The following is a 15,128-nucleotide window of genomic DNA, read 5'->3' on the forward strand; positions in this document are numbered from 1 at the left end:
AATTTCAACGGGATCCGGCGGCCGCGCAGCGCCGCTCCGCCATAAGGCAATATTAAGAGCATTCGCCTTACCTGTTCTCCGTTCAACGGGAGAGCGGTCCAGTGCGCAATCGTGGTGACGTTCGAGACGCCGTGAGCCTGAAAAACCGGGTTCTGGTCACGGCGATCTTTCTGGCATCGGGCGCGGCATCGCTGATCCTGCAGGTTCTCTGGTTCAAGCAACTGCAATTCGTGCTGGGAAGCGCGACCGTCTCCGTCAGCGTCACGGTGGCAAGCTTCTTTTTCGGTCTCTCGCTGGGCAGCGCCCTGGGAGGCCGGATCGCCGACACCGTCAGCCGCCCGCTGAAAATTTACGGGCTGCTCGAACTCGCCCTCGCCCTCGTTTCTCTCGCGGTCACCGCGTTTCTGTCGCATTGGCCGACATGGGTGGGCTGGCTGTCACCGATGCTGGATCTGGAGTCGCCATTCCGGCTGCCTCTCATGGTCGCCGTGTCGCTCGCCATCCTGTCGCTACCGACGATGTTGATGGGCGCGACCCTGCCCTTCCTGGTGAGATTCCTGACCCGCACACAAACCGACCTCGCCAATCGCATCGGTCTGCTCTACGGGTTCAATACCCTCGGCGCCGCCATCGGCACCCTGGCGGTCGGCTTTGTGCTGATGGGCCTCTGGGGCATCGCGGGATCAAGCCTGGTTGCGGCAGCGCTGTATGTCTGCGTCGGCGTCGTTGCCCTGTTCGTTGCGCGCGGCGCAAGCCCGCTCTTGCCGGTCGCGGCACAGGCGCCGGTGCAAACCGCCGCGACCGCGCGTGGCAGGACGTCGATCCTGATCTGGATTTTCGCGTGCTCCGGTTTTGTATCGATCGCCTATGAGGTCGTCTGGTTCCGATTCCTGACCAATGTCAGCACCTCGAGCGTCTACGCGTTCTCGGGCATGCTCGGCGTTTACCTGCTGGGGCTCGTGATCGGCGCCCTGATCTGCGCCAGGCTACTCGCCCCCCGCAAGGATCAATTGCTGCGATACTTCGCCGTGACGCAGCTGCTGATCGCGGTTGCAGCCACGCTGACCGTCGGAATGCTCGGCAAGGCGCGGACCATGGGAGTAGCGCTGTCTCCCATCGTATCGGGCCTGCTTCCAGTCCCGGTGCAGGAGCTGTTGGGGGGTGACGTTTCATTCTTCCTGGTCTGCGCTGTTGCGCTGTTGCTGCCGACGACGCTGATCGGCATCAGCTTTCCCCTGGCCAGCGAGCTGACCGTGATGCAGATGAGCGCGCTCGGCCGCAGGATCGGCACGCTCTACGCCTTGAACACGATTGGCGGCGTCGTGGGCTCGCTGGCGGCGGGCTTTCTGCTGATCCCGTATCTGGGCAGCCAGGGCGCGCTCACCGCGCTGATTGTCGTGAACGTCCTGCTGTTCGTCGCGACCACCGTGTCGCAGCCGGATCTTCTGAGAGAAAGGAGCCTGTGGCGGCAGGGGACGATCGCCGCGAGCGTCATAGCCGTAGCACTGCTGCTCTTCACTCCGCACTATCTGGAGCGGGTCCTGACCGCGATCGAAGGCGCCAATGTGCTCGAGTTGCGGGAAACCCGGCAAGCGACCTTTGCGGTGGTCGAGTATCGCGAGAAGGCGGCTGGCACCTATCAGCAGTTGGTGGTGAATTCGAAGAGCTACGCCAACAACCGTCCCGAGGGCAGACGCTACATGGCCGCGATGGGGCATTATCCCGTTCTGCTGCACCAGGGCCCGGTTGAAACGGCTGTCGTCATTTGCATCGGGACCGGAACCACGGTGGGAGCGGTGAGCACCCATGAAGAATTGCAATCCATCGACGCGGTCGATCTGGCATCAACGGTGTTCGAATTCGCGCCCCGCTTCGTGCCGATCAACAAGCAATTCTATCAAAATCCCAAGGTCCATCAGATCGTCGCGGACGGGCGCCACTTCCTGCTGGGGACCAAGGAGACATTTGACGTCATCACGCTCGAGCCGCCACCGCCCCATGATGCCGGCGTCATCAACCTCTACACGGAGGAATTCTATGCGCTGGCAAAGCAGAGGATGCGTCCCGGCGGCGTTCTCGCGCAATGGGTGCCGCTGGATTTCAACCGCGGCATCCTTCCGAAGATGATACTCAAGGCCATGATGGGCCAGTTCAAGCATGTCTCGCTGTGGCTGCCGTCCAGAATGGAAGGCGTGGCGATCGCCTCCGATGAACCGTTGAACATCGATCCGCACGAGCTCGCCATGCGCATGTCGAAGCCCGCGGTGGCTGAAGACCTGACGGCGAACGGCCTCGGCTCGCCCGAGGATTTCCTGGCGACATTCATCGCCGCCGATGAAAAACTCGCGGCCTTTGTCGGGGATGTGCCGACCCTCACGGATGATCGGCCGCGTCTCGAATATTACAACTGGTATCCGCTGGGTTCGGTCAGCGTGGACGAACTGAAGCGCCTCCGCGAGCCGGTGGAAGCCTATCTTGCCGACCGTTCCATCGACGAGGCCCGTCTCGACACCGCGCGCACGGTGGCCAATGCGATCCTGGACGAGCACAAGGCCACGGCCGACGGCGACAAGTCCGCCGCCCGGGCCGCGCTTCGCCTGGCCGTCAAACTGGACCCGGACAATTCCTACGTCGACTTCCTGGACCGCAAGCTGAGCGAGTGATCAGGGTGCCTTCGGCACACCGCATCAGGAAGTCCCCGAATGTCGCGAGAATGCGGATGTTTTGACTCACAGCTAGCGCAACAAGCTCAGTGTCGTCCCTGCGAAAGCAGTGCGAAAGCAGGGACCCATAACCACAAACGCAAATTGTTACGCGATGCTGGAACGGCGAGGCCCGCCTGTAACGCCCGCCGCGGCGTATGGGTTCCTGCTTTCGCAGGGACGACAGCTGTGATGGTGCGGCAGAGCGGCACACCGGCTACGCCGGCCTGAACCCCGCCTTCGTCAATGCAGCCCGCCCTTCATCCGACGCCAGTGCGTCGAGAAAGGCCTGCACTGCGGGCCGCTGCTTGCGCGCCGTCACCAATGCGAAGTCATAATGCTCTTCGGCGAGCGGTATGAAGCCGAGTCCGGACGCATCGGCGACCGGCGCGATGGTCATGCCCCAGTCGGCGCGGTGCTGCGCCACCGCGGCCGCAACCGCATTGTGCGAGCGCGGCTGATTCCAGTAACCGTCGGGCCGGCTGCCCGCCAGCAAGCGATCGATCAGGATGCGGGTGCCGGCGCCCTGGTTGCGGTTGACCATGATGCAGGCGGGATCGGCGAGCGCGGCGCGCACCGCCTGTTCTGCACTCAAGCCGGCAAAGCGCGTGTCGTCCTTGCGAAACACGATGCCCTGCATGCGCCGCCAGCCCGGCACCAGTTCGAGCCCGTCGGCCAGATACGGCGTGTTGTAGGTCTCGGTCTTGTCGTCGAACAAATGGATCGGGGCGAGATCGCATTCGCCGCGCTTGGCGGCAGCGAGCCCGCCGAGGCTGCCGACCGCGATCGAGCGCACCACGAGACCGGCATGCGCCAGCGGCGCGGTGACGAGATCGAGCCCGGTGCAATGGCTGCCGACGATGACGAGATCGGGCACCCGCACATGCGGCGTGAACAGCGTCACCTCGGCCTCGCTGCCGGCCGGCAACTGGTCGGCCAGCGCCTCGATCTTCAGGAAGCCGTCGGCCTGCGCGAACGAGGTGATCGCGCCCGAGCCCTTGCCGCCGGGATAGGCGATCAGGCCGTCGGCGCCCTCGACCAGCGACACCATCACGAACTCGGTACGCCCGAGCTCGGAGGCGATGCGCACCGGCACCTTCGCCGCCACCTTGGCATCCGATCGCGGCGGCAGCCCGGCCATCCGCCGCAGCACCGGCACGATCATGTCGTGGAAGGTGAACATCGCCGAGGTCGGAAAGCCCGGCAGGATGACCACCGGCTTGCCGTCGCACACCGCAAGGCACAGCGGCTTGCCGGGCTTCAGCGCCACGCCATGCGCGATGATGCCGGGCTTGCCGAGGCGAGCGATGATCCGGTGCGAGACGTCACCCGCGCCCTTAGAGGTGCCGCCCGACAGCACCAGCATGTCGCTGTCCGCCAGCGCCTTGCGCATCGCGGCCTCGAGCGTCGCCTCATTGTCGGCGATCGCGCCAAGGAACGACGCGTCACCGCCGTTCTCGGCAATCGCCGCGGTGACGATCGCACCATTGGTGTCGTAGATCGCGGCCGGCCGAAGCTTCTCACCCGGCTGCACCAGTTCGTCGCCGGTCGAGAGGATCGCGACGCGCGGACGGCGCGTCACCGCAACCTCGGCGATGCCACAGGCCGCGAGCATGCCGATCTCGCGCGACCCGATCATCGTTCCCGCGCGCAGCAGGGCCTCGCCGCGCGCGATGTCGGAGCCGGCATAGGACACGAACTGGCCGGGCGACGCCGCACGCCGGACCTCGATGGTGCCGTGGCCGGCAGGCTGGGTGTGCTCGACCATCACGATGGCATCAGCGCCGCGCGGTACCGGACCGCCGGTCGCAATCGCGGTTGCAGTACCCGGGAGCACCGGCATGGTGGGCGCGGTCCCGCACGAAATCGTCTCGTCGTTCAGCGCGAGCTGCACCGGCGCGGCCTCGCCGGCGCGCGCCAGATCGGCCGAGCGCACCGCAAAGCCGTCGACATTGGAGCGATCGAATGGCGGCACGTCGATCGGCGCCACCACGTCCTCCGCCAGCGCACGGCCGAGCGCATCGGCGAGCAGCCGTTTCTCGGACGGCAATTGGCGCGGGAACAGCGCCGCCTCGAAGCGCGCGAGCGCCTCCTCGCGCGACAGGATGGTCAGGAACTGGTCCTGCTCGACGGAAGGGTTGGGTTTCGGCGTGAACGTGTTGCTCATCTCGGGAACTCACTCCCGCAACATATAGGCATCGACCACCGTGCCCGCACCAAAGCCCTCGGCATCGCCAGGCACGATCAGCAGGGCTTCGGCGCGCGCGACGGCATCGAGCGACAGGTCGCCGATGGCAAGTGCCGCCCAGGAATCCTGTTGAGTACCTTGCGCACGTATCAGCAGCACGACCTCGGCAACGCCGACGCCGGAGGCGATCTTGCGTTCCAGCGGCAGCGCCAGTGTTTTGCGCGCGCGCCGGCCCGACAGGCGGTCGAGCAGGGGAAGCGCAATCGCCCACCAGGCCGCGAAAGCCTGATCCGGCGCGCCCGGCAAGGCGACGACCGGCGTTGTGTGGATACGGCCGACCGCTGCGGTGCGCCCCGGTTGCAGGGCAATGCCGTGCGCGATCAGTGCGCCACGCGTTGCCAGCGCATTCACCGCGGCATCGGTGTGACCAACGCCGGTGCCGCCGATCGTGACCATCAGATCGCAGCCGTCTGGTTCGAGTGCGTTTGCAATCGCCGCCACATCGGGTGCCGCCTCGATGCCGACGACCTCAGCGCCCGCGAGGCGCGCGGTGTCAGCGATCAGTTGTGCGGTCAGCTCACCATTGGCGACGTTGACGATGCGAAGCCGCGGCCGTCGCACGCGCAACATCTGCAGTCCGGCCGCGCGCGCGAGCAGCAGGCCGCGCGGCAGCAGCGGCTCCCCTGCTGCGATCACGGTGCGCCCAACGGCGATGTCGCTGCCGACACGCCTGACGCCCTGCCCCGGGATTGCTTCGGCGAGCACCTGCGCAAGCGGACCGGAGGTATCGACGGCATCGGCATCGACCACGCAGTCGGTGCCATCAGGCATCGCAGCGCCTGCCGCCACCCAGACCGGAGGTTCGGCCAGCGGCAACGGCGCATAGGACGACGCGCCGACCAGGTCATTGGCGCGCATCGCCCACCCGTCGCTGACCGCGACATCGCGCGGCGGATAGGCGCGCAAGGCCGGCATCTCGGCCGCAATGCAGCGCAAGGCGTCGGCCGGCGGCAACGCGATCGGCTGGACCGGCCCGACGTCGCGCAGCACGGCAGCCAGTGCCGCAACGAGCGGGGTGAGCGAAGGCGGAAGGCGCTGGGCGGTGACCATGGCCCGCTATGAACTGAATCGGCCCCGAAAGAAACTGTCTCTCGCCGCACCGGGGCTGCGTCATTAGACCGATGGCGCGTTGACGCGGTCCCTCAATATAGTTGCAAAAGAAACCAATATGACCGGGTCGCCGAAGGCCCGGCACAACCAATAATGGCCAATGCGCCAATTCAGGAGGGAGACAGAATGAAGGCCACCAGATTAGCCATGTTCGGGACGCTCGCAGCCACGCTGCTGGCCTCCCCGAGCGTATCGGCGCAGGTATCCGACGACATCGTCAAGATCGGCGTGCTGACCGACATGAACGGCCCCGCCTCGACGCCGACCGGCCAGGGCTCGGTCACCGCCGCGCAGATGGCCGTCGACGATTTCGGCGGCAAGGTGCTCGGCAAGCCAATCTCGGTGATCGTCGGCGATCACCAGCTGAAGCCGGATATCGGCGCGACCATCGCGCGACGCTGGTATGACGTCGATCAGGTCGACCTCATCGTCGACGTGCCGGTCTCGGCGGTCGGGCTCGCGGTGCAGAACATGGCCAACGAGAAGAAGAAGCTTTTCATCACGCATTCGACCGGCGCGACCGATTTCCACGGCAAGTTCTGCTCGCCCTACGCGATACAGTGGGTATTCGACACCAGGGCGCTCGCGGTCGGCACCGCGCAGGAGGTGGTGAAGCGCGGCGGCGACAGCTGGTTCTTCATCACCGACGATTATGCGTTCGGTCACTCGCTGGAGAAGGACGCCTCCGCGATCGTGACCAAGAACGGCGGCAAGGTGCTCGGCGCGGTGCGGCCGCCGTTTGCGACGCCCGATCTGTCGTCCTTCATCCTGCAGGCGCAGGCCTCGAAGGCCAAGATCATCGGCATTGCCGGCGGACCGCCCAACAACACCAACGAGATCAAGACCGCCGCCGAGTTCGGCGTCTTCGCCGGCGGGCAGCAGATGGCGGCGCTGCTGGCGCTGATCACCGACATCCACTCGATCGGGCTGTCGGCCGCGCAGGGCCTGCTGCTGACCACCTCGTTCTACTGGGACATGGACGACAAGACCCGCGAGTGGTCGAAGCGCTATTTCGCCAAGATGAACCGGATGCCGACGATGTGGCAGGCCGGCGTCTACTCCTCCGTGACCGCCTATCTGAACGCGATCAAGGATGCCGGCACCGACGATCCGCTCAAGGTCGCGGCCAAGATGCGCGAGAAGCCGGTCGAGGACTTCTTCGCCCGCAACGGCAAGCTGCGCGAGGACAATCTGATGGTGCACGACCTCTGGCTGGTGCAGGTCAAGACCCCGGCCGAGTCGAAATATCCGTGGGACTATTACAAGATCCTGGCCAAGATCTCGGGCGAGGACGCGTTCGGCCCGCCGGACCCGGCCTGCGCGATGGCGAAGAAATGACGACCGAAGGTCGTCATTCCGGGGCGATGCGTCAGCATCGAACCCGGAATCTCGAGATTCCGGGTTCGCGCTTCGCGCGCCCCGGAATGACCTCTGCATAGACGCGATAGCGCGTCCATGCAGAAGTCATTTCGCCGCCCCGATCTCGCGGAAATATCTGAGCACGCCGGGGTGGATCAGGTTGATATCAGGCGCGGCGGCGAGCGTGTTCGCCGCCGTGGTCTCGCACGCCTGGGCGAGCTTCGTGCAGAAGGTCGCTTCGATGCCGTGCAGCGTTTTCGCCAGCCGGTAGGCGACGTCGTCGGGCAAGGTCTCGCGCACCAGGATGTAGCTCCAGGAGCCGACCGAAGAGATTGCCGCGGTCTGCTTCGGATAGCTGCCGGCGGGGATCGTCAGCGGCTTGAGGAACGTGTGCTTGGCGCGGATGCGGGCGATCTCGTCCGCGGTCGGCGCGATGAAGCGCGCGCCGGTGGCGCTCTCGGCCATCTTGGTGAAGCCGGGCCAGCCGATGCCGGCGCCCCACAGTGCGGCGGCGCGGCCATCCTCAACCATCGCGGGCCCGTCGCCGGCGCGATCGAGATAGATCGACTTGAAGTCCTCGTCCTGCTTCAGCCCGATGCCGTCGAGGATGTAGCGCGACAGGATCGGCAGGCCGGAGCCCTTGGCGCCGAACGCGACGGGCTGGCCGACCAGGTCCTGGATAGTCTTGTAGGGACTGTCCGCGCGCACCACGAACATGCCCGGGCTCGAATACATCGCGGTGAGGATCTTCAGCTTCGTGGCCTTCGGCCGGCCGATGCCCATGAAGGCTTCATAGGACGGCTCGCCCGCCACGGTCGCGATATCGACGTTGCCGGCCTCGAGCAGCGGGATGTTCTCATTGGAGCCCTTGGTGTTGCGCGGCTCGATCGACAGCGTCGGGTCGGCCGCATTCATCACCTCGGCGAAGGCATTGCCATAGAGCGGAAAGCCGCCACCCGGCGTCGCCGTGGCGAAACTGATCGTGGTCTTGGAAATGGTCTTGCTCCCCTCTTGCGCCGCCGCCCCGTCCGCGAGCAGCAGCGCGCCGGCGCACATCATAACAGCGAATTTCATCCCGAGCCTCAAGCATTCCACACGAACCCGACTATCGTCGCACGGGCGACGTCGTAGGCAAAGCCAGCGTTTTGTGAAACCATGCCGGCAACAGTCACAAGAAAATGACGGGAGAGACGATGATCCAGTTCGCGCGTGTCGCCTTGCTTGGTTTGATTTGCTGCCTCGCCTCGATTGCCCCCTCATCCGCATCCGACTATCCGAACCGCCCGGTGCGCTGGGTGATCGGGTTTGCCGCCGGCGGTCCGGTCGACATCGTCGCCCGCATCATGAGCCAGTGGCTGTCGGATCATTTCGGCCAGCAATTCATCGTCGAGAATCGCACCGGATCGGGCGGCAACATCGCCGCCGCGGCCGCTATCAACTCGCCGGCTGACGGCTATACGCTGTTGTTCGTCGCGCCCAACAATGCGATCTCGACCTCGCTCTACAAGAAGCTGCCGTTCGACTTCCTGCGCGATACCACCCCGGTCGCGAGCATCATGCAGCTCACCAACATGCTGGTGGTCTCGAACGCGATGCCGGTGAAGACCGTCCAGGAGTTCATCGACTACTGCAAGGCCAATCCGGGCAAGATCTCCTATGCCTCTTCGGGCAACGGCACCTCGGTGCACATGTCGGCCGAGTTGTTCAAGGCGATGACCAAGTGCGACATGCTGCATGTGCCGTATCGGGGATCCGCGATCGCCTTCCCCGACATCATCTCCAACAAGGTGCAGCTGATCTTCGACAATCTGCCGTCGGCGCTGGAGCAGGCCCGCGGCGGCAACGTCCGCGCGCTCGGCGTCACCTCGCCGAAACGCTGGGCGAGCGTGCCCGACGTGCCGGCGATCGCCGAGACCGTGCCGGGATTCGAGGCGGTCGGCTTCTACGGCATCTCGGCGCCGAAGGGCACCCCGCCCGAGATCGTCGATGCGCTCAACAAGGCGGTCGGCGAAGCGCTGAAGGACCCCAAGCTCGTGGCGCGCCTCGCCGAGGTCGGCGGCATCCCGAAGCCGATGGCCCCGGCCGAATTCGGCAAGCTGGTGGCCGACGAGACCGAGAAATGGCGCAAAGTCGTCGAGTTTGCAGGCGTCTCAGTGGATTAGGGCGCCGGTCGCCAGAAAGACGGAGGGCCAGGCAGGATGGCTGCCGGCCGCTGTTCCAGCATGCCAGCCGCGAGACGTGGCTGCCCGGCGGCGATGGCAGGGACGCGGGGGCGGCATTGCCGAAACCGCAGCCAGCCTGTAAACGGAGCCCGCACCGTTGCCGGCCGCGCCCCACGGCCCGCAAGGCGGCGGGGCCTGTAGCTCAATGGTTAGAGCCGGCCGCTCATAACGGTCTGGTTGCAGGTTCGAGTCCTGCCGGGCCCACCAGCAAATCAACTGTAAGTTCGTTATCGCAGCTTGCCGAGCCACAGCGCGGTGAGCGCCGAGCGATTACGCACGCCGAACTTGGCGTAGATCGACTTGACGTGGAAATGCGTGGTGTTCGGACTTTGGTCAAGCCTCTGCGCGATCTGCTTTTCCGTGTGCCCGTCGAGCAGTGCGAGCAACACCCTGCGTTCAGCAGGTGTCAGGGGTGCATTGGCGATGAGCAGGCCGTGGCTGAGCAGTTGCTGACGGTGAAACCATCTCAACCCGCGCATCACGAAGCCCAGACGCTGGCCGTCCTGTGCCGAGAAGCGAGGGGCCTCCGCATCGCGAAATACGAACAGGCGAATCCTCACGTCGTCGTTGAGCGCAATGCGCACGGAGATGCTGTCGGCGAATCCGACGTCCAGATAGTGCCGCCGATAGTGCTCGCCCTCGAACCATTCCGGCGGCAGCGCTTCGAACAGCAGGCGGACCCGGAACGGCTCATCTCCCGACATGGAAAGGATCTGAGACAGGTCGACGTCGCGGGACCAGAGCGTATCGAACTGCTTCTGCACGGATGCTGCCACCGCCGGTATCGGGTCCAGCACCCGGACGAGGCGCGGACGCCAACCGAGCAAGGGATCGGCCCGCTTCGGCGACGGCAATCGCACGACCACACCCCATAGCACATTGCGTGCCGACAACATGGTACGCAGTGCGGCTAGCAGATGTGTCAGTGCGGCGTCGCCGTCGCCGACGGAAAACTCGGCCAGCCGATCCCAGAGTGCATAGACATCTTGATTCTGCGGATTGGTGGAATCCGTGGATAGATACATGTCCCCCCCCCCGAAACGAGTGCGCAGATCACCGACCTTCGAGCATAGGAGACACCGGACCACCTTTCTAGGTAGTTCCCAGACGCATCAACTGGCGAGATATTCAGTGCGGGTGTTGGGAAGACTGGCCTTCTCACCGTCACGATATTCGGAGATTAACGATGCGCACAGCAACGGGCGCGCGCCGGCTTGACACGCCCGACGACGACCGGACGCAGCGGCGGTGGCGTCTCGGCTTTTTCATCGCCCTATTATGCGCCGTTTTGATTGCACTCGCGGCCTTCACGCAGGAGCAACCTGCTAAAGCGTTGATCCGCCCCACTGGCCCGCTGCCGGCGATCAACATTCCCTGATCGAGGCGCTGTTGGCGCACCATTTGCCTGGAGCCGAGATTTCATTTGCATTGGAAATTGTGGATCCAGACCGTTCACGATCGGGCATCTTTGCTCATGCTGATTTCGGTTTGCCTTTGGCCCTGCTTTGTCTGGGCATTCTGGGAGATCGAAGAAGCCCCCGTCGCCGAGAGCCGAATCGCGGGCTCGTGCGTGAAGCACGATGCTCGCTGACGCCCAGTCATTAACCAACTCCTGGAGATCATCATGCGCGCCGCTGCAGCTGCTGCGATTGCTAACGCTTTTGTCCGGGTATTCCCCGCATCGTCATTGCAGGCAAACGTCCTCAAGGAGACCGCGTTGTTCTGTGGAGCCGCCCTCTTGGTGTGGCTGCTGTCGATGACTTATGGGCTGGATCTTAGTGCCGGATTCTTCTAGCCGATCAGCATCTGATTTTGCGCTTGCTTCGGTATCCAAGCCCGTTGAGCCACATGTGCAGGGCTCGTCGCGCTCTTCAGGGTCAAGTTCATAGAAGGACGCGGAAATGCGCTGCTCAGACGTTTTGCTCTGCGGCTCGAAATCCTGGGTTGAAGCCGCCGGCTATCTCGCATCTCTTCTCGTCTTCGCCACGTTTTGCATGAAGACGATGCTCCAGCTCAGGATCACGGCCATCTTGAGCAATGTCGCGTTCATCGCATATGCGTTCTTCGACGGCTTGTATCCAATCCTCATCCTTCACTCGGTTCTGCTGCCTCTTAACGCTGTCCGAACAGTCCAAATGCTCCGCATCAGGCGAATTGTGGAGCAAGCATCCAGGAGCGAATTCACAACCGAACCGCTATGCCCGTTCATGGTTGCAGGTTCGAGTCCTGCCGGGCCCAGCAATAAATCAATGGCTTGGCACTCACGATCGCCGAAGCCCTTGTCTCCTCCACGCAAAAAAGATGCCGCGCCCGAAGGACACGGCAAGTTTCAGGGAGGGTGAACCGGCAGACTTCCGGTGCATGCCTGAGACCCCGGCCCATCGTCGATCGGGGCGCAATCTGAAAATCAGCGGCCGCCCACCACAGCAGTCACCATTTCAATGCGGCCGTACGCACGGGATGATCCCAGAGCCCGGTGGTCTCGCTGTCGAGCAGGCTTACGGTGAGCGAGCAACCCGCCATGTCCAGCGATGTGACATAGCTGCCAACCAGCGAACGGGCGATGCGCAGGCCCCGCTCCTCGAGCATCCGGCGCGTCGCGTTGTACATCAGATAGAGCTCGATCGTCGGCGTGCCGCCGAAGCCGTTGACGAGCAGCAGGGCCTCGGAGCCCGCGGGCGCCGCGAGATCGCCGGCGATCGCTGCCGTCATCTCCGATGCGATCGCATCGGCCTCTGCGAGCTTGACGCGGCGGCGGCCAGGCTCGCCGTGAATGCCGACTCCCATCTCCATCTCGTCTTCGGCAAGTGCAAAGGTCGGCGTGCCCGCAGCCGGGACGGTGCAGCTGGTCAGCGCAACGCCCATCGAGCGCGTCTGTGCGTTGATGCGCTCGCCGAGCGCCACGCAGGTCTTAAGATCGGCGCCCTTCTCGGCCGCGGCGCCGACGATCTTCTCGACGATCAGGGTGCCGGCGACGCCGCGCCGCCCGGCGCTGTAGGTCGACTTCTCGACCGCGACATCGTCATCGGTCACGATGGTGGCGATGCGACCCTCGGCGATCTCGGCTGCCATCTCGAAGTTCATGCGGTCGCCGGCATAGTTCTTGACGATGAACAGGACGCCGGCATCGCCCGCGACCGCCTGTGCGGCCTCGACGATCTGGTCCGGCGTCGGCGAAGTGAACACCTGGCCGGGACAGGCGGCATCCAGCATGCCGTAACCGACGAAGCCCGCATGCAGCGGCTCGTGCCCGCTGCCGCCGCCCGAGACCAGCGCAACTTTCTTCGAGTTCAGCTCGCGGCGGCGGACGAATTTGCGCTCGGCGCCCAGCACAACCAGATCGGCGTGCGCGGCCGCGAAACCGTCGAGGCTTTCGCCGAGCACGTTGTCGACCGAATTGATGAACTTCTTCATGGTGTCCTCCCCGCTTGGTCCGTTTGGCGTTTCTCGCCTATTTTTCCCGCATGATGTCAATCAGTCGCCGCGTGAACTCCTGGAGCAGCGTGTCAAGCTCGGCGTTGCGCTTGGTGCTGCCGAGGTCCGGCAGATGCAGCGTCAGCGTCCGCTCGTGCGAGCCTTCGCTCAACCGGCCGACGCGGCGCGGATGTGCGCGCGCATAGGCGCGAAGGAAGGCTGCCTTCGCCTGTGGCGGGAAGTGGCAGACATCGAAGATCGTGTTGAGATGCTGCACCGGGATCGGCACCGGATATGCGGGATTGCTGATCTGGCTGACGAAGCTGCGGTTCTTGCCCATGGCATGGGCCAGTCGAAGCCGCATGCCGGACGGGCGGCTCTCAAGGACTTCCTTGAAGATGCGCTTGTAGACCGCAACCGCGCCCGCTTCGGGCGCTTCATCGGCCGCCGTGTCAGCCAACGCTGCCTCCGCTGCTCAGCCGGTCAATGGTGTGCTTGATCTGCGCCAGCGCCGAGGCGTTCACGGACAATTCGCGCAGTCCGCAATTCAGCAAGGCGGGCAGGCAGCGCTGATCACCGGCCATGTCGCCGCAGAGGCTGACACTGATGCCGGCGCGGCGGCCGTGCTCCGCGGTCCGCGCGATCAGTTCGAGCACTGCGGGATGCAGAGGGTCCATCAAGGGGGCGAGAGCTCCGTTGGAACGATCGCAGGCCAGGACATATTGCGCGAGATCGTTCGAGCCGATCGAGAAGAAGGCGGCCTTGAAGCTAGATACCGCAAGGGCCGCCGCCGGGACTTCAACCATGATTCCCAGATCGGGAAGCATTGCGGCAATGCCGTCCGCCTGCAAGCGCTGCACGGCATCGGCGAACAGCTTCCGTCCCGCCTCGAGCTCGTCCGCCGAGGTGACCATCGGGAACATGACCTTGAGATTGCCGCGCACCGCGGCCCGCGCCAGCGCGCGGAGCTGAACCGCAAAGATCTCGGGCCGGGCGAGGCACAGGCGCAGGCCGCGCACCCCGAGGAACGGATTGGCTTCGCCGTCCACCGTGAAGCCCGGCACCGGCTTGTCGCCGCCCGCGTCAAACGTGCGAATGGTGACCGGTCGCCGGTCTGCCCAACGCAACACCGCATCGTAAGCCTGAAACTGTGTCTCTTCGTCGGGCAGGCCACCGCGCTCCGTCAGCAGGAACTCGGTGCGCATCAGGCCGATGCCGTCGGCATATTGCGCGTCGGCATGCTCGAGATCCTCGACGCGCTGGATATTGATGAAGAGCTTGATCCGCTCGCCGCGCCAGGAGGCTGTCGGCCGCCGCAGGATTGCGCGCGCGGATGCCCTGCTCTTGAGATGGCTGTCGCGCCGCTTCTCGAAAGTACGGACCTGTTCGGCATTGGGATCGAGTTCCAGCATCGCGCCTTCGCCGTCGAGCAACGCCATGGTGCCGATGTCTGGAATTGAACCGAGCTGCACCACCATCGGGATGCCGCGCGCGCGCGCCAGCATCGCGACATGGCTGGTCGGGCTGCCGCGCAACAGCGCCAGGCCGCCGCCGCCGGACCAGTCAATCTCGAGGAATCGCGATGGCGGCAGATCGTCGGCGCAGACCACGCCCCCGCTCGGGATCTTCAGCGGCTGCCCCTGGTCGCCGCGCAGAATGTGGACCACGCGGTCGCGCAAATCCGCAAGATCGGAGGAACGCGCTTTCAGATAGTCGTCCGGTGCGGAATTGTAGTCGGCGATGTGCGCGTCGAGCGTCGAACGCCATGCGACATCGGCCGGACGTCCCTCGCCGATCGACGCGAAGATCGCCTCGATCAAATCCTCATCCTCCAGCAGCGCAACCTGGAATTCGAGAATCTGCGCAGCTTCGCCGCCGGCGCTGGCGGCAAGATCCGCGATCTGGCCACTCGCGACGTCGATCGCATTGCGCAAGGCCAGCGCCTCCTCGACCAGTGTGCCGGCCACGCGCTCGCCGGCCGCGCCCGCATCGACACGGACAAACGGGCCATGGGCAAAGCCGATCGAGGCGGTCCTGCCGCGGTAGGCCAGACCTGCAGCGCCGCCCTGCATG

Annotated in this window: 13 protein-coding genes and 1 tRNA gene; 6 read left to right on the top strand and 8 right to left on the bottom strand. The window is 64.9% G+C overall.

Going from position 1 to position 15,128, the window contains the following annotated elements:
* Positions 1–131: 131 nt before the first annotated feature.
* Positions 132–2,663 (top strand): fused MFS/spermidine synthase, encoded by a 2,532-nt coding sequence (locus ACVMB1_RS23120; RefSeq protein WP_076823888.1) that lies wholly within the window; start codon positions 132–134, stop codon positions 2,661–2,663.
* A 256-nt stretch (positions 2,664–2,919) separates the two neighbouring features.
* Here the strand turns inward: ACVMB1_RS23120 and ACVMB1_RS23125 are convergent, their stop codons facing one another.
* Both ACVMB1_RS23125 and ACVMB1_RS23130 read right to left on the bottom strand, forming a co-directional pair.
* Positions 2,920–4,869: a molybdopterin biosynthesis protein gene (locus ACVMB1_RS23125; RefSeq protein ID WP_076823884.1), complete on the bottom strand. Its 1,950-nt coding sequence runs from the start codon at positions 4,867–4,869 to the stop codon at positions 2,920–2,922.
* A 9-nt stretch (positions 4,870–4,878) separates the two neighbouring features.
* Positions 4,879–6,000 (bottom strand): molybdopterin-binding protein, encoded by a 1,122-nt coding sequence (locus ACVMB1_RS23130; RefSeq protein ID WP_076823882.1) that lies wholly within the window; start codon positions 5,998–6,000, stop codon positions 4,879–4,881.
* Between the two features lie 186 nt (positions 6,001–6,186).
* Here ACVMB1_RS23130 and ACVMB1_RS23135 point away from each other — a divergent pair, with 186 nt between their 5' ends.
* Positions 6,187–7,398: an ABC transporter substrate-binding protein gene (locus tag ACVMB1_RS23135; RefSeq protein WP_076823879.1), complete on the top strand. Its 1,212-nt coding sequence runs from the start codon at positions 6,187–6,189 to the stop codon at positions 7,396–7,398.
* A 126-nt stretch (positions 7,399–7,524) separates the two neighbouring features.
* Here the strand turns inward: ACVMB1_RS23135 and ACVMB1_RS23140 are convergent, their stop codons facing one another.
* Complete coding sequence (locus tag ACVMB1_RS23140) at positions 7,525–8,493, bottom strand: TAXI family TRAP transporter solute-binding subunit (protein ID WP_057014857.1); 969 nt, start codon at positions 8,491–8,493, stop codon at positions 7,525–7,527.
* Positions 8,494–8,612: 119 nt separating this feature from the next.
* Between ACVMB1_RS23140 and ACVMB1_RS23145 the strand changes: the two genes are divergently transcribed.
* Together ACVMB1_RS23145 and ACVMB1_RS23150 are read left to right on the top strand one after the other, a co-directional pair.
* Positions 8,613–9,581 (top strand): Bug family tripartite tricarboxylate transporter substrate binding protein, encoded by a 969-nt coding sequence (locus ACVMB1_RS23145; RefSeq protein WP_057015085.1) that lies wholly within the window; start codon positions 8,613–8,615, stop codon positions 9,579–9,581.
* Between the two features lie 191 nt (positions 9,582–9,772).
* A tRNA-Ile gene (locus ACVMB1_RS23150) sits at positions 9,773–9,848 on the top strand.
* Between the two features lie 20 nt (positions 9,849–9,868).
* Here ACVMB1_RS23150 and ACVMB1_RS23155 read toward each other — a convergent pair.
* The gene (locus tag ACVMB1_RS23155; protein ID WP_057021007.1) at positions 9,869–10,666 is read right to left on the bottom strand and encodes a helix-turn-helix transcriptional regulator; all 798 of its coding nucleotides are present in this window, start codon (positions 10,664–10,666) and stop codon (positions 9,869–9,871) included.
* Between the two features lie 161 nt (positions 10,667–10,827).
* Here ACVMB1_RS23155 and ACVMB1_RS23160 point away from each other — a divergent pair, with 161 nt between their 5' ends.
* Both ACVMB1_RS23160 and ACVMB1_RS23165 read left to right on the top strand, forming a co-directional pair.
* Complete coding sequence (locus ACVMB1_RS23160; RefSeq protein ID WP_076823877.1) at positions 10,828–11,019, top strand: hypothetical protein; 192 nt, start codon at positions 10,828–10,830, stop codon at positions 11,017–11,019.
* A 246-nt stretch (positions 11,020–11,265) separates the two neighbouring features.
* Positions 11,266–11,436 (top strand): hypothetical protein, encoded by a 171-nt coding sequence (locus ACVMB1_RS23165; protein WP_244558641.1) that lies wholly within the window; start codon positions 11,266–11,268, stop codon positions 11,434–11,436.
* 115 nt (positions 11,437–11,551) lie between these two features.
* Here the strand turns inward: ACVMB1_RS23165 and ACVMB1_RS23170 are convergent, their stop codons facing one another.
* From ACVMB1_RS23170 to ptsP, 4 genes are all read right to left on the bottom strand, one after another.
* On the bottom strand, positions 11,552–11,737 hold the full coding sequence (locus tag ACVMB1_RS23170) for a hypothetical protein (RefSeq protein WP_158074156.1): 186 nt from the start codon (positions 11,735–11,737) through the stop codon (positions 11,552–11,554).
* A 334-nt stretch (positions 11,738–12,071) separates the two neighbouring features.
* A complete protein-coding gene (dhaK, locus tag ACVMB1_RS23175; RefSeq protein ID WP_076823874.1) occupies positions 12,072–13,055 on the bottom strand; it encodes a dihydroxyacetone kinase subunit DhaK in 984 nt (327 codons plus the stop codon).
* Positions 13,056–13,092: 37 nt separating this feature from the next.
* Complete coding sequence (locus ACVMB1_RS23180) at positions 13,093–13,515, bottom strand: hypothetical protein (protein WP_057021010.1); 423 nt, start codon at positions 13,513–13,515, stop codon at positions 13,093–13,095.
* Entirely contained in the window at positions 13,508–15,127 is a 1,620-nt protein-coding gene (ptsP, locus tag ACVMB1_RS23185; RefSeq protein WP_076823870.1) for a phosphoenolpyruvate--protein phosphotransferase, read from the bottom strand. The genes ACVMB1_RS23180 and ptsP overlap by 8 nt, the downstream gene beginning before the upstream one ends.
* Position 15,128 lies beyond the last annotated feature (1 nt).

It is taken from the genome of Bradyrhizobium sp. USDA 4504 (assembly GCF_054063995.1).